Annotated in this window: 25 protein-coding genes; 9 read left to right on the plus strand and 16 right to left on the minus strand. The window is 72.2% G+C overall.

Going from position 1 to position 20,811, the window contains the following annotated elements; translation table 11 throughout:
* Nucleotides 1-7 precede the first annotated feature (7 nt).
* From mobA to GA0070561_RS07285, 3 genes are all read left to right on the plus strand, one after another.
* The gene (gene mobA / locus GA0070561_RS07275) at nt 8-802 is read left to right on the plus strand and encodes a molybdenum cofactor guanylyltransferase (RefSeq protein WP_091396725.1); all 795 of its coding nucleotides are present in this window, start codon (nt 8-10) and stop codon (nt 800-802) included.
* A complete protein-coding gene (locus GA0070561_RS07280; RefSeq protein ID WP_091397554.1) occupies nt 799-1,065 on the plus strand; it encodes a DUF6457 domain-containing protein in 267 nt (88 codons plus the stop codon). Before mobA ends, GA0070561_RS07280 begins: the two co-directional genes overlap by 4 nt.
* Nucleotides 1,066-1,146: 81 nt before the next feature.
* Nucleotides 1,147-2,253 carry a T3SS (YopN, CesT) and YbjN peptide-binding chaperone 1 gene (locus GA0070561_RS07285; protein WP_091396729.1) on the plus strand — a complete coding sequence of 369 codons (1,107 nt, stop codon included), beginning with the start codon at nt 1,147-1,149 and terminating at the stop codon, nt 2,251-2,253.
* A gap of 6 nt (nt 2,254-2,259) precedes the next feature.
* On the opposite strand, the gene GA0070561_RS07290 is transcribed toward GA0070561_RS07285, so the two are convergent.
* Both GA0070561_RS07290 and GA0070561_RS07295 read right to left on the minus strand, forming a co-directional pair.
* Nucleotides 2,260-3,216 (minus strand): zinc-binding dehydrogenase, encoded by a 957-nt coding sequence (locus tag GA0070561_RS07290; protein ID WP_091396732.1) that lies wholly within the window; start codon nt 3,214-3,216, stop codon nt 2,260-2,262.
* Nucleotides 3,217-3,289: 73 nt separating this feature from the next.
* Nucleotides 3,290-3,754 (minus strand): Lrp/AsnC family transcriptional regulator, encoded by a 465-nt coding sequence (locus tag GA0070561_RS07295; protein WP_091396736.1) that lies wholly within the window; start codon nt 3,752-3,754, stop codon nt 3,290-3,292.
* Nucleotides 3,755-3,813: 59 nt separating this feature from the next.
* Between GA0070561_RS07295 and ddaH the strand changes: the two genes are divergently transcribed.
* Nucleotides 3,814-4,647 carry a dimethylargininase gene (gene ddaH, locus GA0070561_RS07300; protein ID WP_341844839.1) on the plus strand — a complete coding sequence of 278 codons (834 nt, stop codon included), beginning with the start codon at nt 3,814-3,816 and terminating at the stop codon, nt 4,645-4,647.
* A gap of 67 nt (nt 4,648-4,714) precedes the next feature.
* Here ddaH and GA0070561_RS07305 read toward each other — a convergent pair whose 3' ends face one another.
* Complete coding sequence (locus tag GA0070561_RS07305) at nt 4,715-5,902, minus strand: ABC transporter substrate-binding protein (protein ID WP_091396743.1); 1,188 nt, start codon at nt 5,900-5,902, stop codon at nt 4,715-4,717.
* Between the two features lie 81 nt (nt 5,903-5,983).
* Nucleotides 5,984-6,781, minus strand: a complete 798-nt coding sequence (locus GA0070561_RS07310; RefSeq protein WP_091396746.1) for an alpha/beta hydrolase family protein — start codon at nt 6,779-6,781, stop codon at nt 5,984-5,986.
* Between the two features lie 84 nt (nt 6,782-6,865).
* Here GA0070561_RS07310 and GA0070561_RS07315 point away from each other — a divergent pair, with 84 nt between their 5' ends.
* Complete coding sequence (locus tag GA0070561_RS07315; RefSeq protein ID WP_091396749.1) at nt 6,866-7,468, plus strand: bacterial proteasome activator family protein; 603 nt, start codon at nt 6,866-6,868, stop codon at nt 7,466-7,468.
* Between the two features lie 2 nt (nt 7,469-7,470).
* Here GA0070561_RS07315 and GA0070561_RS07320 read toward each other — a convergent pair whose 3' ends face one another.
* The 3 genes from GA0070561_RS07320 to GA0070561_RS07330 form a co-directional block, all read right to left on the minus strand.
* Nucleotides 7,471-8,283: an HAD family hydrolase gene (locus GA0070561_RS07320; protein ID WP_091396753.1), complete on the minus strand. Its 813-nt coding sequence runs from the start codon at nt 8,281-8,283 to the stop codon at nt 7,471-7,473.
* Nucleotides 8,283-9,104 (minus strand): HAD family hydrolase, encoded by an 822-nt coding sequence (locus GA0070561_RS07325; protein WP_091396756.1) that lies wholly within the window; start codon nt 9,102-9,104, stop codon nt 8,283-8,285. The genes GA0070561_RS07320 and GA0070561_RS07325 overlap by 1 nt, the downstream gene beginning before the upstream one ends.
* A 319-nt stretch (nt 9,105-9,423) precedes the next feature.
* Complete coding sequence (locus GA0070561_RS07330; RefSeq protein ID WP_091396759.1) at nt 9,424-10,164, minus strand: hypothetical protein; 741 nt, start codon at nt 10,162-10,164, stop codon at nt 9,424-9,426.
* Between the two features lie 131 nt (nt 10,165-10,295).
* Here GA0070561_RS07330 and GA0070561_RS07335 point away from each other — a divergent pair, with 131 nt between their 5' ends.
* The 3 genes from GA0070561_RS07335 to GA0070561_RS07345 all read left to right on the plus strand — a co-directional run bounded on the left by GA0070561_RS07335 (nt 10,296) and on the right by GA0070561_RS07345 (nt 12,055).
* Nucleotides 10,296-10,727, plus strand: a complete 432-nt coding sequence (locus GA0070561_RS07335) for an OsmC family protein (RefSeq protein ID WP_091396762.1) — start codon at nt 10,296-10,298, stop codon at nt 10,725-10,727.
* Nucleotides 10,728-10,876: 149 nt separating this feature from the next.
* The gene (locus tag GA0070561_RS07340; RefSeq protein WP_181518411.1) at nt 10,877-11,224 is read left to right on the plus strand and encodes a metallopeptidase family protein; all 348 of its coding nucleotides are present in this window, start codon (nt 10,877-10,879) and stop codon (nt 11,222-11,224) included.
* A 108-nt stretch (nt 11,225-11,332) separates the two neighbouring features.
* Nucleotides 11,333-12,055 carry an AIM24 family protein gene (locus GA0070561_RS07345; protein ID WP_091396765.1) on the plus strand — a complete coding sequence of 241 codons (723 nt, stop codon included), beginning with the start codon at nt 11,333-11,335 and terminating at the stop codon, nt 12,053-12,055.
* A gap of 73 nt (nt 12,056-12,128) precedes the next feature.
* On the opposite strand, the gene pheA is transcribed toward GA0070561_RS07345, so the two are convergent.
* From pheA to GA0070561_RS07370, 5 genes are all read right to left on the minus strand, one after another.
* A complete protein-coding gene (gene pheA, locus GA0070561_RS07350) occupies nt 12,129-13,082 on the minus strand; it encodes a prephenate dehydratase (protein WP_091397560.1) in 954 nt (317 codons plus the stop codon).
* 10 nt (nt 13,083-13,092) lie between these two features.
* Entirely contained in the window at nt 13,093-13,587 is a 495-nt protein-coding gene (locus tag GA0070561_RS07355) for a hypothetical protein (protein ID WP_091396769.1), read from the minus strand.
* Between the two features lie 207 nt (nt 13,588-13,794).
* On the minus strand, nt 13,795-14,184 hold the full coding sequence (locus GA0070561_RS07360; RefSeq protein WP_091396773.1) for an ACT domain-containing protein: 390 nt from the start codon (nt 14,182-14,184) through the stop codon (nt 13,795-13,797).
* A 75-nt stretch (nt 14,185-14,259) separates the two neighbouring features.
* The gene (locus tag GA0070561_RS07365) at nt 14,260-14,718 is read right to left on the minus strand and encodes a hypothetical protein (RefSeq protein WP_091396776.1); all 459 of its coding nucleotides are present in this window, start codon (nt 14,716-14,718) and stop codon (nt 14,260-14,262) included.
* Nucleotides 14,719-14,887: 169 nt separating this feature from the next.
* A complete protein-coding gene (locus tag GA0070561_RS07370; RefSeq protein WP_091396779.1) occupies nt 14,888-15,625 on the minus strand; it encodes a hypothetical protein in 738 nt (245 codons plus the stop codon).
* Nucleotides 15,626-15,788: 163 nt separating this feature from the next.
* Here GA0070561_RS07370 and GA0070561_RS07375 point away from each other — a divergent pair, with 163 nt between their 5' ends.
* Nucleotides 15,789-17,006: an arginine deiminase gene (locus GA0070561_RS07375; protein ID WP_091396783.1), complete on the plus strand. Its 1,218-nt coding sequence runs from the start codon at nt 15,789-15,791 to the stop codon at nt 17,004-17,006.
* A 73-nt stretch (nt 17,007-17,079) separates the two neighbouring features.
* On the opposite strand, the gene GA0070561_RS07380 is transcribed toward GA0070561_RS07375, so the two are convergent.
* From GA0070561_RS07380 to GA0070561_RS07395, 4 genes are all read right to left on the minus strand, one after another.
* Complete coding sequence (locus GA0070561_RS07380) at nt 17,080-17,967, minus strand: DUF5926 family protein (RefSeq protein WP_091396786.1); 888 nt, start codon at nt 17,965-17,967, stop codon at nt 17,080-17,082.
* A 60-nt stretch (nt 17,968-18,027) separates the two neighbouring features.
* The gene (locus GA0070561_RS07385) at nt 18,028-18,447 is read right to left on the minus strand and encodes an ATP-binding protein (protein WP_244166079.1); all 420 of its coding nucleotides are present in this window, start codon (nt 18,445-18,447) and stop codon (nt 18,028-18,030) included.
* 61 nt (nt 18,448-18,508) lie between these two features.
* Nucleotides 18,509-19,963: a PAS domain-containing sensor histidine kinase gene (locus tag GA0070561_RS07390; protein WP_091396793.1), complete on the minus strand. Its 1,455-nt coding sequence runs from the start codon at nt 19,961-19,963 to the stop codon at nt 18,509-18,511.
* A gap of 53 nt (nt 19,964-20,016) precedes the next feature.
* Nucleotides 20,017-20,805 (minus strand): glycerophosphodiester phosphodiesterase, encoded by a 789-nt coding sequence (locus GA0070561_RS07395; protein WP_091396796.1) that lies wholly within the window; start codon nt 20,803-20,805, stop codon nt 20,017-20,019.
* Between the last annotated feature and the right edge of the window lie 6 nt (nt 20,806-20,811).

A 20,811-nucleotide genomic window follows, 5' to 3' on the forward strand; every position in this document is an offset into this window, starting at 1 on the left:
TGGCCGAATGGGGACGTACGCCGCCGTGGTGCTCGCGGGTGGGGCCGCCCGACGGATGGGCGGGCTCGACAAGCCCGCGCTTCCGGTCGGCGGCCGGCCGATGCGTGACCGGGTGCTGGCCGCCGTCAGCGACGCGACGCCGCGGGTGCTGGTCGGTGCGGCCGATGCCGTACCGGCGGGTGTGCGGGTCGTCCGGGAGGACCCGCCCGGCGGGGGTCCGGTCGCCGCGGCGGCGGCCGGTCTGGCACTGCTGGATCCCGACGTCAGCGTGGTCGCGCTGCTCGCCGCCGACCTGCCGCTGCTCACCCGGGCCGCGATCGGTGACCTGCTGAAGCACCTCGAGCCGGAGACCCCCGACACCGAACCAGCGGGCGGCCGCTCTGCTCTCGCGCCGCCGGACCGCAGCGGCTCTGCTCTCGCGCCGCCGGACCGCAGCGGCTCTGCTCCCGCGCCGCCGGACCGCGGCGGCTCTGCTCCCGCGCCGCCGGACCGCGGCGGCTCTGCTCCCGCGCCGCCGGCCCGCGTTGGCCTCGGCGGCGAGCGGGAACCGGACGGGGCCTGCTTCGTGGACGGGGACGGGCGGCGGCAGTCGCTCTGCGGTGTCTGGCGGGTCGCCGCGCTGCGGGCAGCGGTCCACCGGCTGACGGTCGAGCGGGGCGGAAGTCTGTCCGGAGCCCCGGTCCGGGCGTTGCTGGCCGATCTCGTCGTGCGGGAGGTGGCCTGGTCCGGTGAGGGCCCGCCGCCGTGGTTCGACTGCGACACTGACGAGGACGTACGCCGGGCGGAGGAGTGGGCGCGATGACGGTGATGGACGACTGGGTCACGGCGGTGTGCGCCGAGTTGGATCTGGACCGGGCCGCGGTGCCGGTGCCGGCGGTGCTGGATCTGGCCCGGGACGTCGCCCACCAGGTGCTGCGTCCGGGTGCGCCGGTCACCGCGTACCTCTTCGGGTTGGCGGTTGGCCGGGGCGCGGACCCGGCGGACGCCGCGGCCCGGCTCAGCGCGCTGGCGGGCGCCTGGCCGGTCGAGTTGGGCGCCGACCCCGCCGACCCGACGGCCCCCTGACCGCCGCTGTCCGATCCCGGTCCGGGCTGATTCGACCAACAGGCGGCGTGGGTAGGGTGATCGTGACGGACGGAGGCGATCATGACGGCTGACCACCCCTCGGCGCCGCACGGTGAGCTGCCCGGCGCTTCGACTGAGCCGGCGGAATCGATCCTGCTCGACGAGCCCAGCACCACCGACCTGCGGGCGAAGGTGACCGAGGCGTGGCGGGAGTTCGCCCGCGCGCTCGCCGTACGGCTGCGGGAACTTCCCGTTGGCGCGCACCTCGACGTGACCCTCGACCCCACTGCCTCCGGCACCGGGGACGCCGTCTATTCGATAAGCGTCGACGTGGACGCGGACCGGGTGTTGTCCGCCCGCGCGGTCGGCAACGCCGCTCTGCCGGCGGGCTACCGACTGGACCGGGGCGCGGTGGCGGACATGGTCGCGCTCGGTTGGTCCCCGCCCGGGGTGGTCGCCGGCTCCGGCGGTTCCTTCGGGCTGAACGCCACGACGGCCGAGTCGACCCAGGTCGCCACGCTGCTCTCCCGCACGCTGCGGGACGTCTACGGGGCTCCGCACCCGGCCTTCCTCGTCTATCTGGTGCACGACGCCGAGGGCGAGCCGTTGGTAGTGGAACCCCTGGGCACCGCGCGCAGCGAGTTCGGTCCGGACGCCGACGTCGAGGCGGACCTGGAGGAGGCGCTGGCCGAGGCGGCCGCCGCGCAGGTCGAGCAGGACGACGTGCTCGACCTGGCCGATCGGGTCCGCACCGTGGTCTCCACGATGTTGAAGTCGGACACCGACCGGTTGCAGATCGACTCGGACGGCGACATCACCATCCGTGCCGGCTCGGCGATGGTCTTCGTGCGGGTGCGGGACAATCCGCCCCTGGTGGACGTCTTCTCCCCGGTGCTCACCGAGGTGGAGCCGACCGAGCGGCTCTACGTCAAGCTCTCCGAACTGACGAACCGGATGCCGATCGGCCGCCTCTACTGCGCCGACGACACGGTGTGGGCTTCCATCCCGGTGTTCGGCCGCAACTTCCAGGCGACCCATCTGATGCTGGCGGTGCAGGTGATGACCGGTCTCGCCGACGAGTTGGACGACCGTCTGCACGGTGAGTTCGGTGGCAAGCGGTTCTTCGGTGAGGGTGACAAGCCGGTCCGGCGCGACGAGTCGGAGCACCGCACCGGCATGTATCTCTGAGCCCGGTCAGGCCACGTCCAGCAGCGTCTTGCCGACCGTCGCGCGCGCCTCGATGGCGGCGTGCGCGTCGGCGGCGCGTTCCAGTGGGAAACGCTGGCCGATGAGCGGTCGCAGCTGGCCGGCCGCCGCGTCCGCCAGGGCCTGTTCGGTGTACGCCCGCAGCCGGGCCGGTGGCACGTCCGGGCGGACCAGCGTGACCTGCCGTGCCGTGGCGGCCTCCGCCGACACCGGGGACCACTCCCCGCTCGCCAGCCCGAAGCTGACCATCCGGCCGCCCGGAGAGAGCAGGTCGAAGGCGGCCCGGGCCACCGAACCTCCGACTCCGTCGAGCACCACGTCGACTCCGCCCACCGCAGCGCGGACCTGCTCGGCCCACTCGGGTAGCAGGTAGTCGACGGCCAGCTCGGCGCCCAGCCCGGGTAGCAGGTCCACCTTGCGTCGCCCACCGGCCACGCCGATCACCCGGGCCCCGGCCCGGACCGCGAGCTGCACCAACAGGCTGCCGACGCCGCCGGCCGCAGCCTCCACCAGGACCCGGTCACCTGGGCGGACGCCGACCGCCTCGATCAGCATGGTGGCGGTCCGCCCGTCGGCCAGCAGTGCCACCGCCTCGTCCAGGGCCAACCCGGCCGGCACGGCGATCGTCGCCGACGCGTCCACGGCCGCGCGTTCGGCGTAACCGCCGGAACCTCCGGTGGCGCTAACCACCCGCTGCCCGGTCAGCGCCGGGTCGACGTCCGACCCGACCGCCGTGATCACCCCGCCGACGCCGTTGCCGGGGATCAGCGGTGGGGTGAGGCGGAACGGGCCGGGGTGACCGGCGCGCAGTTGCGTCTCGATGAAGGTGATGTTCGCGTGCGCGACGTCGATCAGCACCTGGCCGGGACCGGGGACGGGGTCGGGCGCGGGGCCGGGCACCAGCACCTCGGGCCCGCCGAACTCACGTAACCAGATCGCCCGCATGACAGTCCCCTCGGCTCCGATGGGCTGACTCGCCCACTTCGGGGCCAGTCCATCTCCTCAACCTGGGTTGAGGTCAAGAGGAGCCGGCGGACGGGCCGACGCCGGGCGATTCGACCAGCCGGGAGAGCACGATGGTGCTGCGGGTGGAGGTCACGAAGGACTCGGCACGCAGCCGCTCCAGTGCTGCCTCCAGGTGCGCGATGTCGGCGGCGCGCAGGTGCACGAGCGCGTCCGCCTCCCCGGAGACGGTGTACGCGCCGACCACCTCGGGGTGTCGGCGGGCGGCCACGCCGATCTGCGCCGGGGTGGTCCGGCCGGCGCAGAACAGCTCGACGAAGGCCTCAGTGGTCCAGCCGACGGCGGCCGGATCAACGACGGCCGTGAATCCCCTGATCACGCCGGTGGCGCGCAGTCGGTCGACGCGACGCTTGACCGCTGGGGCGGAGAGTGACACCCGGGCACCGATGTCGGCGTAGGACGCACGGGCGTCCGCGACGAGTAACGCAATGATCCGCTGGTCTACCGCGTCTATCTGCAACGTTCCGCCTCTGGGAAGCAACGCTTGTGGCTGTTTTCAAAGTTCTACGGTACCTACTCTTGGTGACCGTGAACCAGCAGCGTTTCCCGCGAAAGCGGACATATCTCATGTGCTCGCCGGAGTACTTCGCGGTCGAGTACGCGATCAACCCGTGGATGGACGTGACCACCCCGGTCGACCGGGACCTGGCCGTCAAGCAGTGGGACCGGCTGCGCGAGACGCTTGTCGGCCTCGGCCACGAGGTGCACCTGCTCACCCCCGAGCAGGGCCTGCCCGACATGGTCTACGCCGCCAACGGCGGCTTCGTCGTGGACGGCAGCGTCTACGGCGCCCGGTTCAAGCACGAACAGCGGGCCGCCGAGGCCGCCGCGCACCACGCCTTCTACGAGGCGCAGGGCTGGCGGTTCATCGCACCCAGCGAGACCAACGAGGGTGAGGGCGACTTCGCGTACGTGCCGGAGGCGCACGGCGGGCTCATCCTGGCCGGGCACGGCTTCCGCACCGAGATCCCGGCGCACGCGGAGGCGCAGGAGGCGCTGGGCCGTCCGGTGGTGTCGCTGCGCCTGATCGATCCCCGCTTCTACCACCTGGACGTGGCGCTCGCGGCCATCGACGACGCGAACATCGTCTACTTCCCGGGCGCGTTCTCGGCGGCCAGTCAGCGGGTGCTCACCCAACTCTTCCCGGACGCGGTGATCGCCGACGACGAGGACGCGATGGCCTTCGGGCTCAACCTGGTCAGCGACGGCGCGAACGTGGTGCTCAACAGCGAGGCCACCCGCCTGGCCGGCAAGCTCAAGGCGGCCGGGTACACCCCGGTCCCGGTCGAGCTGGCCGAGCTGAAGAAGGGCGGCGGCAGCGTGAAGTGCTGCATCGCCGAGCTGCGGCACTGACCCGCGAACGTCTCGGGGCCGGCCTCCCACTGGGAGGCCGGCCCCGAATCGTGCTCCGGGTGGGCGCTCAGCCCAGCGTGGCCAGCTCGTTGATCAGCACGTTCGACATGACCTGACCGTCGCGCTGCACCTCGCGCAGGTACCACTTCTGCTGGGGGGTACGCGGCTGGTTGAACTGCCAGATGCCCCGGGGGCTGTCGATCTGGCCGATCTTGCCCAGCGCCAGGTTGACCTGCTGCGGCGTGGGCTTCCCACCGGTCAGCTGGATGGCCTGGTCGAGCACCTGCGCCGCGTCGTACGACGCCATCGCGTACGTGGTGGGGGTGACCTGGTACTTCTTGCGGTACGCCGAGGCGAAGACCCGGTTCGACGTGTTGTTGAGGTCGGCCGAGTAGTTCAGCGCGGTCTGGATGCCCAGCGCGTTGTCCTTCAGGTTCTCCAGCACGGTGCCCTCGGTGAGGAAGCCGGGTGCGTAGATCGGCCCGGCGAACTTCTCGCGCAGCTGCTTGATGAACTCCACCGCTGCCGCCCCGGCGAAGAAGCAGAAGACCGCTGTGGGCTTCTTGGCCAGTGCCTTGGTGATGTCCGAGGCGTACGTCGTCTTGCCGGGGTTGGCGGTGGCGTTGGTGTAGGTCACCGGGTCGCCGATCCGCGGGTCGGTCGCGCCGAACTCCTGCCGGAAGCCGCGGACCACGTCCGGGCTGCCGACGTTCTCCGGCATGATGATCGCGATGCGGCCGTTCGCCGGCAGTTGGTCGCGCAGGTAGCGGCCCAGCGCCCGGCCGGCCTCGTCGAGCACGTACGAGGTCCGCCAGATGTAGAAGACGCTCTGCAGGCTGCTCGGTGAGGCGTTGGAGCCGATCAGCGGGACCCGGGCCTGTTCCACGGTGTCCCGGATGCCGACCATCACCGCCGAGTTGACCACGCCGGTGAGTGCCAGCACGCCCTGCTTGAGCAGGCCCTCGACGGCAGCCTTGCCCGTCTTCGCGGTGTCGCCCTCGTCGGCGGTCAGCAGCTCCACGGGGTGGCCGCCCAGCCGCTGGTCGTGCAGGTCGAGGAAGAGCTGGAAGCCATTGGTGATGTCGTCGCCGATGCTCTTGAAACCACCGGCCTGCGGCGTGATCAAACCGATCTTGATCGGGCCCCGGTCGGCGGTCGACTCGCCGTCACCGTCTGAGCCACACGCGGCGACGAACCCGGTGGTACCGAGCGCGGCCAACAGTTGGAGCGCCCGCCTGCGATTCATCTGCGACACCGAGTTCCTTCCAGGGAAGCGTTGCAGGGCTGAACACCGCCCCACCGGCGTTCTACCTGGTCCGCGACGCTGCGTCAATGGCTAGTGATCATCGTGCAGGGACCGCAACACGGCGAGGATCTGAGGCCAGGCCGCGGCCTCCGGGTCGATCAGCCCGAAATGCTCGCATCCGGGCAGTTCAACAAGGGAAATATCGGAACCTGCGGCACGCGCCTCCGCGACGAAATCACGGCTCATCTCCACCGGAACCTGGTGATCCTCAGAACCATGAACAACTACTGTCCGTGTTCGCATCGGTACCAACATCCGTGGATCCGCAGCCGCGTACCGGTCCGGGACCTCCGCCGGTCCGCCGCCGAGCAGCGCGGCGACCGCGCCCGAGTCCAGATCCCGTCGGTACGCCTCACCCAGATCGGCCACCGGGGCGAGCGCAAGCACGCCGCCCACCGTCGCCGGGGCGGTGGCCGCCACGTACAGCGCCAGGTGGCCGCCGGCGGAGTGCCCGACCAGGATCGGTGCGGCCAGGCTCACCCGGCCGGGCAGCGCCTCAGCGGCCAGCACCGGCAGCTCGGCCACCCCGGTCAGGACGTCGGTCAGGGTGCCCGGCCAGCCACCTCCGGGCTGTCCGGTGCGGCGGTATTCCAGCTGCGCCACCGGGTAGCCGTCAGCGGCGAGCGCCGCGGCCAGCGGGCCGGTGTGCCGCCGGTCGTACTCGGCCCGCCAGAAGCCGCCGTGCAGGACGACGACCAGCGGCCGGGCCGGCCCGGTTCCCGCCGGGAGGCGCAGATCGGCCACCTGATCGGGGTGGTCCCCGTACGCCACGGTCCGGTCGGGCTCCGGTGCGGGCCGGGTCAACACGGCGCGCGGGTCGACAGGCATGGCGCGACGGTAGCGCGCCCCGCCCGGGTGGTTCGGCCCCGGTAGTAGGTCCCGGCCGGCATGGTTCGCGCCCGCTGGGTAAAGATGGACCCCATGACCGAAGCGCGCTCCGCTGGACAGAACGACGAGCCCGGCCCCGACGACTCCGGCCACTCCGGCACCGTGGTGGTGGTTGGCCCGGACGGCCGGCCGATCGGCACGATGCAGACCGACGAGGGCCAGGGCGAGGACCCGACCCGCCTGGTCGAACAGCCGGCCAAGGTGATGCGGATCGGCAGCATGATCAAGCAGTTGCTGGAGGAGGTGAAGGCCGCACCTCTCGACGACGCCAGCCGCAATCGGATGCGGGAGATCCACGAGCGGTCGATCGTCGAGCTCAAGGAGGGCCTCGCTCCCGAGCTGCGCGACGAGCTGGAGCGCATCTCGCTGCCCTTCGCCGAGGACAAGGCCCCCAGCGAGGGCGAGCTGCGGATCGCGCACGCCCAGCTCGTCGGCTGGCTGGAGGGCCTGTTCCACGGCATCCAGGCGGCACTGGTGGCCCAGCAGATGGCCGCCCGGGTGCAGCTGGAGCAGATGCGCGGCGGCCGGCAGGCGCTGCCCAGCGGCCCCGGTGGGGTCGTCCCCGGCATGCCGGGCATCGGCCAGCCGGGCGGCGGCGAGGGTCACAACACCGGTCAGTACCTCTGACCTCAGTCCACCCCGAAGATCTTCTCCAGGTACGCCGCCACGCCGTCCTCGGTGTTCGCCGTCGTCACGTCGTCGGCGACCGCCAGGACGGCGCGGTGCGCGTTGGCCACCGCCACCCCACGCCCGGCCCAGGTCAGCATCGGCACGTCGTTGGGCATGTCGCCGAAGGCCAGCACGTCCGCCGCGGCCACCCCGAGCTGGTCGCAGTACCAGGCCAGCCCCGCCGCCTTGGTCACCCCGGCCGCCGAGATCTCCACCAGCCCGGAGGACGACGAGTGCGTGGCCTCGGCCAACCCCGCCACCGCCGTGGCGATCAGCTCGGCGAAGGCGTCCGGGTCCTGCTCGCCAGCTCGGGCGAGGAGCTTCACCGCCGGCACCGAGAGCAACTCCTCCGGCGTCTCGATCGGCCGGATGCCGTTCGCGTCGGCGTCCCAGCGCAGCGGGTAGTGCGCCTCGTGTCGCATCTCCCGGCTGTCCAGGATCTCCACGGCGAAGCTGATCCCGGGCACCTCGGCCCGTAGCCTCCGGGCGACCTCGGCCAGGTGGTGCGGGGCGAGCGGGTCAGCCCGCACCACCTCGTCGGAGAACGGGTCGTAGACCACGGCGCCGTTGGCGCAGACCGCCGGCAGCGGCCGGGCGAGCTGGTCGTACACCATCTTGAGCCAGCGGACCGGACGGCCGGTGACCAGGACGACCGGCGTGCCTCGCGCGGAGATCCGCGCGAGCAGGTCGGCGGTGCGCGGGCTGACGGTGTGGTCGTCGCGGATCAGCGTGCCGTCGATGTCGGTGGCGATGAGGCGGGGTGTGTCTCCCATTACCGGGACAGTAGCCGGTCCAGATACACCGCCACCCCGTCGTCGTCGTTGCGCAAGGTCACCTCGTCGGCGGCGGCGCGCAGCTCGGGGTGCGCGTTGGCCACGGCCACCCGCGACCAACCGGCCCACTCGAACATCGGCAGGTCGTTGGGCATGTCACCGAAGACCAGCACATCGGCCGGGTCGACCCCGAGGGTCTGCGCCACCACGGTCAGCCCGGTCGCCTTGTCAACGCCGGGCGGGCAGATCTCGATGAAGCCGAGCCCGGCCTGGGTGAGCGTGGCGACCTGCGGCGGGACGATCCGGCGGGCCACCGCCAGCAGCTCGTCAACGTGATGGTCCGCGGTCCGGGCGAACGCCTTGATCACGTCGCAGGCGAGGCACTCGTCGCGAGTGCGCGCCTCGAAGCGGTCCTGGTAGGGCCAGCTCTCGTGGTAGTCGCCCCACAGCGGGGCGTCGTGTTCGTCGGACGCCTCGACCATCACGGTCAGCGGGCCGACCTCCGTCTCCAGGTCGGCGAGGAGCCGGGCCAGCACCTCGGCGGGCAGCCGCTCGTCGCGGAGCACCACCGGGCCGCTCGGGTCGCTCTGGTCCACCACCCGTCCGCCGCCGGCCATCACCAGGTAGTCGGCGGCGCGAATGTCGTTGCGGGTCAACTCGGTCAACCGAGGGCCGCGTCCGGTCGCGCCGACCACCGGAATTCCGGCGGCGCGCACCCGGTCGAGCACCCCATGGGTGTACGCGGAGACGGTGTCATCGCTGCGGACCAGCGTCCCGTCGAGGTCGGTCGCGATCAACTTGGGCAGTCCCGGGCGGGTCATCGTTCCTCCTTCGCCCGCCGCCGTCGCACCTGCCGTGGCCAGGGAAACCGAGGCCCGGCGTGACGGCGGGCAGCAACCGTACCTCGCGGAACCGGTCGCATCCATGGCTTCCAGGCGAATCGGACGCCAACCCGGGCCCTCGACGAGATGTCCCCGGGCCCCGTCCCCGCCTCCCGCCGCGATCTTGCGTTTTCGGCTGCCGTTTTGCGTGTTATGCACCCCATGTCGGGACAGCAACTGCAAGATCGACGTTTCTCGACCACCGACGCTCGAAGATCGTCACGCCGGTCCAAGCCCTGACACCGACTCGACTCACGCCCTAGGGCTGGGGGTCGGGGCGGGCGAAGGGGGCGGCGGGGGTGACCGTGAGGTCGGCTGGGGCGGGGAGGCCGTCCTCGATCGGGTCGGGGTCGCGGCGCCGGCGCCAGGGCCGTGGTGCTGGCGCGTCGCCTGGTCGGTCATTGTCTGGTGGCCCGGCGAACACCCTCGGGGGTGCGGCGGGGGTCAGCCGCAGGGCGGCCGCGAACAGCACACAGGCCACGAACGCCATCACCAGCCCACGGCCGTACTCGACCTGGAAGCCGTCCTGGGGCGAGTAGAAGAAGCTTCGCTGACCGGGGTTGTCGAGGCTGGCGGTGGCGGCCACCAGCAGCGCCAGCAGGGCACCGGTCAGGGTGAGACCGGCCAGCCGGGCGTTCGGCCGTACGGCCGCCGTGCCGCGCAACGTCAGCGCCACGGTGCAGACGAGAGCGAGAAGCCCGACCAGGTAGCCGACCCCGAAGGCACCGACCTCGGACACCCCGGCGGGCACCTTGATCGTCGTGTTCCCCTCGGGCCCGCCGTTCGGCAGGCTCATCACCAGCCACTCACCGACCAGCGAGGCGATCGCGGCCACCGCGCCCAGACCGGCGAGCAGTAGGGGCAGCCGAGGATCCTGCGCGAGATCGGCCAGGGACAAGGCGAAGCGGCGTCGCGGCGCCGGCTCGTCGGCACCCCACTCGATCACCGCCGGGGCCTCGGATCGGTCGCCCTGCCGCGGGATCGGAAGCTCCTCGGACATCGGCCACCCCTCCGCCGGTCACGGACCTGGGTCGCATCATGGCACAGCAAGCTGGTGGTGACAGGGATCGCAGGGCTGGCGAGCGCGCCGCTCTGTCGCTCGGCGGTCGCCTTTCCGCTAGCGTTTGCCCCATGCCTATCCGTACCGCTTCAGCACAATGGCAGGGCAATCTCACCGAGGGCGCGGGCACCATCCGCACCGGTAAGGGCGGCCTGTCCGGCAACTACTCCTTCAAGTCGCGCTTCGAGGAGGGTGAGGGCACCAACCCCGAGGAGCTGATCGCCGCCGCGCACGCCGGCTGCTTCTCGATGGCGTTCTCCAAGGCGCTTGCCGACGCGGGCTCGACGGCCACCTCGGTCGAGACCACCGCCAAGGTGCACCTGGACAAGACCGACGCCGGCATGACGGTGACCCGGATCGACCTGGAGACGGTCGGCCAGGTCCCGGGGATCGACGACGCGGAGTTCCAGAAGCTCGCCGAGGCCGCCAAGGCCAACTGCCCGATCTCCCGCCTGCTCTCGCCGGGTGCCGAGATCACCCTCAACGCCCGCCTGGCTGCCTGAGCTAGCTGGCCCACACCGTACGTCCACGGAAGGAGCCTCCGCCCGGTCCCGGGTGGTCGCTTCTTCCGTGCATGTGCGGCTGATGGTCACGGTCGTCCAGCAGGACCGGGCCGCGTGCCCCCGCGTCGGGCACAATGGGCGAGGTGCCGGTGGAGATGAGCCGTGAGCGCTTCGAGGAGTTGGTCGGCGAAGCCCTCGACGAGGTGCCCGAAGAACTACTCGGCCTGATGAACAACGTGGTGATCCTGGTCGAGGACGACCCGCCACCGGGAGAGGTCGACCTGCTCGGCCTCTACGAGGGGTATGCGCTCACCGAGCGCGGTTGGGACTATGCCGGCGTGCTGCCCGACCGGATCTTCATCTACCGCCGTCCGATCCTGCGGATCTGCGACAACGACGAGGACGTCATCGACGAGGTTGCGGTGACCGTGGTGCACGAGATCGCCCACCACTTCGGCATCGACGACGCGCGCCTGCACGCGCTCGGCTGGGGCTGAGCCCCGCGCTCGACCCGCGCGCGCCGCGCCGCCCTTTCGATGGCCGGTGCTTGCCGAGGTCGCCTACCGTCGGTGCAGCGAACGCGACCCTATTCAGGAGGCCCTTTCATGCGCAGCGAGCTGTTCTCCGCGGAGAATCTGGAGAAGGAGTCCGCGCAGCCCGGCATGCGGTTGCAGAACTCCAAGATGTTGAAGATCGAGCTCAACGGCGAGGCGATGGCCCGGGTCGGGTCGATGGTCGCCTATCAGGGGAATGTGCAGTTCCAGGCGTTGGGTTCAGGCGGGCTCGGCAAGTTCCTCAAGCAGAAGCTCACCGGCGAGGGCGTCCCGCTGATGAAGGTCACCGGCCAGGGTGACGTCTTCCTCGCCGAGCTGGCCAAGGACGTGCACATCATCGACCTGGAGCCGGGCGACGCCCTCTCCATCAACGGCAGCAGCGTGCTCGCCTTCGACTCCACCCTCCAGTACGACATCAGGATGGTCGGCGGCGCCGGGATGGCGTCCTCGTCCGGCCTCTTCAACTGTGTGTTCAGCGGCTACGGGCGGATCGCCATCACCACCAAGGGCACCCCGGTCGTGCTGAACGTGGACGCCCCGACGTACGTCGACCCCCAGGCCGCGGTCTGCTGGTCGGCCAACCTCCAGACCGGCTACCACCGGGCCGAGCAGCTCGGCCTCGGCACACTGCTCGGGCGCCGCACCGGCGAGTCGTTCACCATGAGCTTCGCCGGTCAGGGCTTCGTGGTGGTGCAGCCGTCCGAGGAGCCGCCGGCCCTGGGCAGTGGCCAGCAGCAGCAGGAGGGCGGTCTGCTCGGCGGTCTGCTGAGCTGACCGGAGCACCTGATCTGTCGAGCTGACCGCGGCGGCGCGGGCGCTCCCCTTCACCGGGGGCGCCCCGCGCCGGTCAGGTCAACTCACCGGTACGCAGGCGGGTCAGCCAGGCCGCCGCGTCGGCGTAGTCGACGTCGGAGAGGCCCGCTGGCGCGGGCACCGGGCGTTCGCCCGCCTCGGCCCACCGGTGCCGGGGGTAGGAGCCCAGGAAGCGGACATCGGCACAGACCCTGCGAAGTCCCTGCAACGCCTCGCCCAGGCGTACGTCGGCCACGTGGCCGGTGCAGTCCAGGAAGAAGACGTAGCGGCCCAACGCCTCGCCGGTCGGCCGGGATTCGATCCGGGTCAGGTTGACCCCACGGACGGCCAACTCCATCAGCACGGACAGCAGCGCGCCGACCCGGTCGTGGGCGATGTAGACCGCGAGCGAGGTGAGGTCGTCACCGGTCGGCGGCGGTGGCGGCCCGGGGCGGGACACCAGCGCGAACCGGGTCACCGCGTCGGGGTGGTCGGCGATCTTGTCGGCGAGTGTGGTGAGTCGGTGCCGGGAGGCTCCGATCGGTGCGCAGATCGCCGCGTCGTACTCGCCCCTGCCGGCACCGGCGGCGGCCGCGCCGTTGGAGAGCACGTCGACCACCACGGCGTCGGGCAGATGGTCGCGCAACCAGCCCCGGCACTGGGTGGACGCCTGTGGATGGGCCGCCACGGTGCGGATCGAGGGCAGCGGGGTGTCGGGCCGCGCGGCGAGCACGAACTCCACCGACAGGATCACCTCCCGGGTGATCACCAGCGGCTCGCCCTCGGCCATCTCGTCCAGCGTGACGCCCACCGCGCCGCCGATCGAGTTCTCCAGTGGCACCAGCGCGGCGTCGGCGTCGCCGGCCCGAACGCTGTCCAGCGCCTCTCCGACGCTACGGGCGGGCGTACGGGTGCCGCGCTCGGCGGCGGGTATGGAGCGCAGGGCCTGCTCGGCGAAGGTGCCCTCCGGCCCGAGGAAGACGAAACGTGTCGGTGGTGTTCCCGGCATGCCGATCAGCCTACGCACCCGGTCCGCTGGCCGGGCCGGCGTCGCAGGCGAGGGCGCGAATCCCGGCCGGGCTGGTGGCGCGTACCTCGATGGTGCAGACGTCCGTGCCGGCGGTGACCAGCACCGGGGAACCGGGCTCGCCCCGGGTGACCACCTGGAGTTCCTCGTGCCCGGTCACCGTCAGCACTGTGAACTGCCAGTCGCCGGCGCAGAGCGGCCCGGTGCGGACCTGGACCCGGACGTTCGCCGGCAGCACTCCGGCCCTGCCGCGCAACAGTTGCAGCACCCGCTGGCCGGTCGGCCCGTTGCGGCAGGCCGTCGCGACCAACCCGGCGTCCGGGGTGGGCGTGACCGTACCGAGAGACGGCGCGGTGGTCGGCGGGGTGGCCGGTGCGGTGCTCGGGCCGGACGGTGTCGGGGCCGCGGTGTGGGTGGGCACGCTGGTCGGCTCCCCCAGCCCGGGCGGGGCGCCACAGCCGGCCAGCGCCGCGACGGCGAGCGCCATCGGCAGGACTCGGGCGAGGCTCCGCGCCGGAACGCGATCGGCTGCCCGGCCAGGAGTCGCCGGTGGGGTGTGGATCGTCGACCGCGGTGAGGGGGACGCGGACAGGGGTGGGGTGAACGGCACGGGCCGATCCTCGGGACATCGGAGAATTCGTCGCGGCCGGGGTGGCCGAGCCCATCGTAGGGTGAGCGGCCGGTCGGGTGAAGGTCAGCCGGTGACGCGGTGCCCGGCGCGCTGGAGCGCGGCCGTGCCCTCGGTCAGCCGGACGGTCGGCACCAGCAGATAGTCGGTGTCGAACGTCGAGAACGTGACGGCGCTGACCCGTGCCTCGGCGAGCGGGTCGACCAGCGCGGCCAGGCTGCCGGTGCCGGCCAGCGCCACCGGGGCGGTGACCCGTAGGCAGCGCCAGGTCGTCTCCACCACGGCATGTGCCGGCGCCCGGTCGACTGGGCAGATCACCGAGATCCCGTCGGAGGTCCAGCTCACCGTCACCACGTCCGCGCCGCCCAGCCCACTCGACAGCGCGTACGGCAGGGTGGTGCCGGCGGCCAGCCGGCACACAGCGTATTCCCCCGGCAGTAGAGCGATATCGAGCATGAGGGCACCCTACGGCCTTCGTGCGGACCCACCCCGGCAACGCCGCGTGCGGCGAAGGACACACCGCGCCGCAGGTCAGACCTCGGAGAAGAAGGTGAGTGAGCCGGCGACGGTGCCGTCGGTGAGCACCGGGGTGGAGATCGCGTCAACTGTCGCGTCGGAGCTGTTCGCCGAGGCGGCCTGCACCCTGAGTAGCCCACGGGCGAGTCGGCCGGAGGAGAGCGCCAGCAGTGGCGGAATCTTGTCGATCTCGGCTTCGGTCAGCTCGCCCCGGTTGGCGGTGAAGTCGAGCAGGCGCAGCCCGCCATCGAGCAACGGCCGCCCGATCAGCCCGGCCGGCTCACCGAGACAGAGCAGCTCGCAACCGGCCGTGGAGATCGCCACCACCAGGGTGTCGGCGTCGATCAGCAGGCACGGCTCATCGGCGCGGGAGACTGTCGACGACCATTGGCCGACGTTGTCGGACTCCGGCTCTGTCGAGGCCCGCGCCGCCGGCACGAACGCTTCCGAGAGCGAAAGTTCGACGTGGGCCACCGCGCCTCCTATGTGCACCGATCGACTGTCCACGCTAGCGGGTCGCCGACGGAATCACCGAGCGCACCGGGTCACCGGGGCGCGCAGCGTGAACCGAGGCGACCGGTGACGGCGCGGAGACCGGTGAGGTGAACGGGGGGACCGGAGCCGCGTGGCGTCGCCGGTGACGTTACCGGCGGTGGGCCGGCTTGTCAGCGGCCGTTCGGCCCTCCTCGTACCACCGGTAGTCGGCGGTTGGACGATACGTGCCGTTCAGCCAGGTGCCCGGGTGCTGCGCGACCCGGGAAAGCTTCTCGGCGGTCGCGGGGCTGATCCGGCTGCCGCCGGCCACGAGCAACCGGTCCAGTTCCCGGTGGGTGGCCATCAGGCAGTCCTTCGGAAGGCCGTAGACGCTGATCACGCCAGAGCCGACGAAGGTCAGCACCGGCGTCACCGGAACGGGCAGCCCCACCGCCTCGGAGAGCGCCTTGCTGGCCCGCTTCGCGTCCCGGCGGGACTCGGCCACGTACGGAGGCCGCTTGCCGTTGATCTGCACCACGTCTCCGGCGACGAGCACCCTGGCTCGGCCGTGGTCGGCGATGGTCACGGCGAAGAGGCCACTTGGCCCGATGGCGAGGAACCCGGCCCGCTCGTCCTGACCGCGGTCGAGGACGTCTGTCACGTCGGTGCGCGGCCACTCGATCACGTGCCAGGCAGGCCCGAGGTGGTCGAGTTGGCCCAACGCCCGTGCCCCGGCCGCCTCCAGGCGGCGTGCACCCCGCTCGGCCCGACGGCGGCGGGCCCATTCGAGCGGTGTCGGACGGACCGGTTCGAGAACCCCCGGCGCCTCGACGCGGGGGTGTGGCACCGCGACGGGCGGCAGTGCCCGAGCGGACGGTACGGCTCGTCGTGCGGGAAAGACAGTCATCGCGACCTCCGGCAAAAGGTCCCTCGAAGTTATGTCCTCACTACCCTACGTTGCCACTACCGGTGTTCGGCAAGCCGGAGCGCCGGAGTGACTGTGGATGAATGCCATATTCATCCACAGTTCTTTTCTCGGATGCCGCTAAACCCTGCCCTACGCTGCGGGAGTGACCCACTACGTCGACAGTGAAGTCGGGCGGCTCGGCACCGTACTGCTGCACCGGCCCGGCCCCGAACTGGCCCGGCTCACCCCGCGCAACAACGACTCGCTCCTGTTCGACGCGATCCCCTGGGTGGGGCGCGCCCAGGAGGAGCACGACGCGTTCGCCGCCGCCCTGCGCGAGCGCGGCGTCGAGGTGCTCTACCTGGCCACCCTGCTGGCCGAGACGCTGGCCGTCGCGGACGCCCGAGCCGAACTCACCGAACAGGTGCTGCGCTCCCGGCGGCTCGGCGACACGCTGCGCGCCCGCGTCGCCGACCACCTCTCCTACCTGGACCCGGCCGCGCTGGCCGACGTGCTCACCGCCGGGCTGGCCCACGAGGAGTTGCGGATCAGCTCCGAGCGGCCGGGCGGCCTGGTCTACACGCTGATGGACCGACACGACTTCGTCATCGACCCGTTGCCCAACCTGCTCTTCACCCGCGACTCGTCGCTGTGGATCGGCGACCGGGTCGGTGTCACCAGCCTGGCCATGCCGGCCCGCCGCCGTGAGACCACCCTGACCGACGCCATCTACCGCCACCACCCCCGGTTCGCCGGCACCGAATTCGTCTACCGTCCCAGCCTCGAGCACCTGGAGGGCGGGGACGTGCTGCTGCTCGCGCCCGGGGTGCTGGCGGTCGGGGTGGGTGAGCGGACGACCCCGGCCGGCGCGGAACGCCTCGGTCGGCAGGTCTTCGCCGCCGGCCTGGCCCACACCATCCTGGTGGTGCCGATCGCCCAGAAGCGCGCCACCATGCACCTGGACACGGTGTGCACGATGGTCGACGTGGACGCCGTCCTGATGTACCCCAACATCGCGAGCACGCTGTCCGCGTACACGGTGATCGCCGGCGGGGACGGCGAGGACCCGCGGGTGGACGGGCCGGCGCCGTTCCTGCGGGCCGCCGCCGACGCGATGGACCTCGACCTGCTCCGGGTCATCGACACCGGGCTGGATCCGGTGACCGCGGAACGCGAGCAGTGGGATGACGGCAACAACACCCTCGCGCTGGCCCCTCGGCTCTGCGTCGGCTACGAGCGCAACACGGAGACCAACGCCCAACTGGAGCGGGCCGGCATCGAGGTGATCCCGATCGCCGGCTCCGAGTTGGGCTCCGGTAGGGGCGGACCGCGCTGCATGTCCTGCCCGATCACCCGGGACCCGCTACCCGTCGCCGGCTGAGCACCCGACGACCGCACCCGCCGCCCGGCTCAGCGGTACGACGGCCCCGGTTCAGCGGGACGACGGCCCCGGTTCAGCGCAGGGTGAGCTGGCGGCCGAGCAGCCCCTGACGGGCCCGGCGGCCGGCGGCGTCGAGTGGGTCGGTGACGGTGAGCGCCTCGGCGTACCGCTTGGCGAACTGCGCCACCGGCTCCTCCCACTCGGCGGCGGGGGTCTCCTCCGGCAGGTCCCAGACCGGCACGAGTCGACCGTGCGCCCGGAACATGCCGGCGAACTTGGTCTGCTCGCCGAGCGTCAGCGTGCCGGCCGCGCCGAGTCGGGCCAGCGCGTCCAGGGCGGCGTCCTCGTCGTCCGGCAGCACCCAGCGCACGTGGGCCTTCTCCGGGACCTGACACCAGTACGCGGCCTTCGCCGCTGTCAGCCGGACCGTCGGGTAGATGGCCGCGTTCGCCCGCTCCAGCGACGCCTGGACGGTCGGATCGTCGGCGGCCCCGGGGTCGAGCCAGAAGTCGAAACCGTCGTGCATGGTGATGTCCAGCGGACCGTCCACGAGGATGTCCTGGAGCCGGGGCCCGGGGCCGGGCAGTGGCGGCACGGCCACCTGGCCACCCGGCTCGGTACGCAGCGCGCTGAGCAACGCGTCGGCCAGATCCCGCGACACGTCACCGGACTGCTGGTGGCGCTGGAGACCGATCAGCACCCGGCCGTCCGGCTTGGTGATCGCCGGGGCGGCCATCGGCAGCACCGTGGCGAGCGTGGCCGTCCGGTCGCCGAATTCCTCGACCAGAGCGGGCGCCAGCCGCAGCGGGGCGGAGGCGGCGGGCACCAGTTCGCGAAGCGCGATCCACTCGGACTCGTCGACCAGCCCGTCGAACGGACGCGGCACGAAGACGTCCCGCACCTTGTCGCGACGGGGGGTGGTGTCGGCGGCGGCGCGCTGGCTCTTTCGACGCTTACTCACGGCGTCACAGCCTAGAGCCCCGAGCGGCTCGCCGTGACCGGGACCCGCCCGAGCCGGTCCTCAGCCCGCCGGCACCAGGTCGGGTCGGGGTGTCGGCGCCGGGTCGAACTCCGCCCAGACGCGCTGGCCCATGCCGTCCTGCTCGACGCCCCAACGGGTGGCCAGGCCGGCCACGATGTGCAGCCCGCGCCCGTCCGCCGCGTCCGGGCTGGCCGTCCGGAGCCGTGGCCCGGTGCTCGCGCTGCCGCCGTCGGTGACCCGCAGCTGGATCAGTGCGCCCTCGGTCGAGGGCCGTAGCTGCCAGGCAACCCGGATCACGCCGCCGGGCAGCGGTCTGGCGTGCCGCACCGCGTTGCCCACCAGCTCCGCGAGCACCGCGATCAGGTCCGCGAGGAGCGTCGGGGGTACGACGTCCGTCAGCTCGGCGGCGAGCCGGTGTCTGGCCAGCCGTGCCCCGCCCGGGTGGTGGGGAACCACCACGCACCAGGCTCGATCCCTCGTTGCCGCTGCCACCGTCGCCTCCACGTCGCGCCACCCCTGGTCAACCGCGTGGTAGCCGCACCTCTGCGACCGTACCGCCGCCGGTCCTCGGACGTAGGGATACCCATCCATTCTGCTGTTCAACGATCCGGCGGACGAGATAGAGGCCGAGCCCGGCCCCCGGGTAGCCGCGACGGTCGCCGGACTCGCCCTGCCAGAACCGGTCGAACGCCCGTTCCACGTGCTCGGGTCGGATGCCGATGCCCTGGTCGCTGACCCGGAACGCCACCAGATGACCGTCGCCCGAGGCGGTGATCTCGATGGGAGAACCGGGTGCCGAGTACTTACCGGCATTGGTCGTCAACTCGGTCAGCACTGTGGACAGGCTGGGCCGGTGACCGAGCGCCTTGGGCAGATCGCTCGGGAGGCGGAGCACCAGCCGGCGGCGCAGCTCCGCCGGCAGGTCGACGACGGCGGAGCGCAGCGCCTCGCCGAGGTCGAACGGGGTGGGAGGGTCGTCGCCCGGCCCCACCTCGGCCGCCGAGCTGAGCAGACGGTCGACCAGCCGGGCCAGCTCGTTGGCGCGTTGCCCGATCACCCGGGCCGCCTGCCGTCGGTCGACGTCGGTCAGCGACTCCCAGTGGTCGGTGAGGGTGTCCGCGTACCCCTTGATGACGGTGACCGGGGTGCGCAGCTCGTGGCTGGTCACCGCGACGAACAGCTCGCGGTCGTGGTCGCGGCGCTGCTGGTCGGTGATGTCGCGGAAGGTGACCACCCGTAACGTGCCTGGGCCGGGTAGGTCGCCGGAGGTGATCCGCAGCCAGCGGCCGTCCGGCATGCGGTGGTCCCGAACCTGCCCGGAGGGCGGCAGCGGGAACGGCAACGGGCGGCTCAGCGCCTGCTCGACCGTCCGGCCGGTGACCTGGGCGGCGGCCGGGTTCCAGAGCCGGACGTGCCCGTCCCGGTCGACGACGGCCAGCCCGTCGGCGAGGGCCGCCACCACCGGGCCGTCGCCGTGCACCGGCAGGCCACTCTGGTCGCCGTACATGTGCCCGATGCAGGAGGCGAGATAGGCGATGACTCCCTGCTGCTCGGCGCCCGGCTCGTCGTCGCCCGGATAGAGCGCGTGCAGGCTGCCGACGGTGTGACCGCCGATCTCGGCCCGGGAGACCACCATCCGGCGCAGGCCGCTGCCGGCCAGTTCGCCGGCCAGCTTGCCGTTGAGGTCGCTCACCCGCGCCTGGCGTACCCGTGGCCCGGAGAGCAGGCAGACGGTGTCCGGGTCGTCGACGGCCAGTGGTCGGCCGAGGGCCCACTCCGCCGCGCCGGTCGCGGCGATGACGCGACCGCCGGTCGGACCGAACTCGACGAACGCCATCCCGGTCGCGCCGAGCGCCGGCTGGGCCACCCGGAGCAGCTGGGTGAGGACCGGCAGGCCCGCGTCCCCAGAGTTGATCATCTCGATCACGACGGTGTGGCCGGCGATGAGAGCGGGGAAATCGATACGCTCCGGCATGTGCCGAGTCTGCCCCGCCGACCCGGTTTTGGGCACCCCCGCCCGGTCGTGGGTCAGCGGTCCAGCCGGGCGAGGGCGTACGCGGGCCGGTCGGTGATGATCCCGTCCACCCCGGCGGCCAGCACCAGCTCCAGGTCGGTCGGCTCGTTGACCGTCCAGACGTACACCTGGTTGCCGGCCGCGCGCAGTGCGGGCAGCAACTGCGGGCGGGCCCGGACCAGGCCGATGCCCGGCCCGGCGATCCGGGTGCCGAACGGCAGCCGACCCAACCGCAGCCAGCGCGGCAGCACCTCCAGCAACAGCACGGTGGGCAGCGTCGGGGCCAGCTCGCGCACCCTACGGACCGCCAGCGGGGAGAACGACATGACGGTGACCTGCACCGGGTCGTCCGGCGCGGGGTCGGCGAGCCCGTACCGGCGCAGCAGGCTGACCAGTCGCCGTTCCACGTTCGAGCCGTAGCGGGACGGGTGCTTCGTCTCCACCAGCAGTCGGACCGGCCGCCCGGCGGCGAGCACCGCGTCCAGGAGCCGGGCCAGGGTCAGCAGCCGGGTGTGCGACTCGTCCGGTGGCAGGTCGCCGTTCGGGGCGCTGCCCGGGTGCCACGAGCCGAAGTCCAGGGCGTCCAGCTCGGCGAGCGTACGCGCGCTGACCAGACCGCGACCGTTGCTGGTTCGGTCGAGTCGTCGGTCGTGCACGCAGACCAGGTGCCCGTCCCGGGTCAGCCGGACGTCGCACTCCAGGCCGTCGGCGCCCTCGTCGAGGGCGCGCAGATACGCGGCGAGGGTGTGCTCGGGTAGGTCGAACGAGGCGCCGCGGTGCGCGAAGACCAGTGGCCCGCCCATTCCGCC

It is taken from the genome of Micromonospora saelicesensis, assembly GCF_900091575.1.
Classification (GTDB): Bacteria; Actinomycetota; Actinomycetes; order Mycobacteriales; family Micromonosporaceae; genus Micromonospora; species Micromonospora saelicesensis.

Excerpts from the sequence above, each read along its gene's own strand:
- GA0070561_RS07345 (WP_091396765.1), top strand. The coding sequence starts at position 11,333 with ATGCGCAGCGAGCTGTTCTCCGCGGAGAATCTGGAGAAGGAGTCCGCG.
- GA0070561_RS07370 (WP_091396779.1), bottom strand. The coding sequence starts at position 15,625 with ATGACTGTCTTTCCCGCACGACGAGCCGTACCGTCCGCTCGGGCACTG.
- GA0070561_RS07360 (WP_091396773.1), bottom strand. The coding sequence starts at position 14,184 with ATGCTCGATATCGCTCTACTGCCGGGGGAATACGCTGTGTGCCGGCTG.
- GA0070561_RS07285 (WP_091396729.1), top strand. The coding sequence starts at position 1,147 with ATGACGGCTGACCACCCCTCGGCGCCGCACGGTGAGCTGCCCGGCGCT.
- GA0070561_RS07325 (WP_091396756.1), bottom strand. The coding sequence starts at position 9,104 with ATGACCCGCCCGGGACTGCCCAAGTTGATCGCGACCGACCTCGACGGG.
- GA0070561_RS07280 (WP_091397554.1), top strand. The coding sequence starts at position 799 with ATGACGGTGATGGACGACTGGGTCACGGCGGTGTGCGCCGAGTTGGAT.
- GA0070561_RS07310 (WP_091396746.1), bottom strand. The coding sequence starts at position 6,781 with ATGCCTGTCGACCCGCGCGCCGTGTTGACCCGGCCCGCACCGGAGCCC.
- GA0070561_RS07355 (WP_091396769.1), bottom strand. The coding sequence starts at position 13,587 with ATGGCGCTCGCCGTCGCGGCGCTGGCCGGCTGTGGCGCCCCGCCCGGG.
- GA0070561_RS07315 (WP_091396749.1), top strand. The coding sequence starts at position 6,866 with ATGGACCCCATGACCGAAGCGCGCTCCGCTGGACAGAACGACGAGCCC.
- mobA (WP_091396725.1), top strand. The coding sequence starts at position 8 with ATGGGGACGTACGCCGCCGTGGTGCTCGCGGGTGGGGCCGCCCGACGG.
- GA0070561_RS07395 (WP_091396796.1), bottom strand. The coding sequence starts at position 20,805 with ATGGGCGGGCCACTGGTCTTCGCGCACCGCGGCGCCTCGTTCGACCTA.
- GA0070561_RS07290 (WP_091396732.1), bottom strand. The coding sequence starts at position 3,216 with ATGCGGGCGATCTGGTTACGTGAGTTCGGCGGGCCCGAGGTGCTGGTG.
- GA0070561_RS07335 (WP_091396762.1), top strand. The coding sequence starts at position 10,296 with ATGCCTATCCGTACCGCTTCAGCACAATGGCAGGGCAATCTCACCGAG.
- GA0070561_RS07330 (WP_091396759.1), bottom strand. The coding sequence starts at position 10,164 with ATGTCCGAGGAGCTTCCGATCCCGCGGCAGGGCGACCGATCCGAGGCC.
- pheA (WP_091397560.1), bottom strand. The coding sequence starts at position 13,082 with ATGCCGGGAACACCACCGACACGTTTCGTCTTCCTCGGGCCGGAGGGC.
- GA0070561_RS07320 (WP_091396753.1), bottom strand. The coding sequence starts at position 8,283 with ATGGGAGACACACCCCGCCTCATCGCCACCGACATCGACGGCACGCTG.
- GA0070561_RS07390 (WP_091396793.1), bottom strand. The coding sequence starts at position 19,963 with ATGCCGGAGCGTATCGATTTCCCCGCTCTCATCGCCGGCCACACCGTC.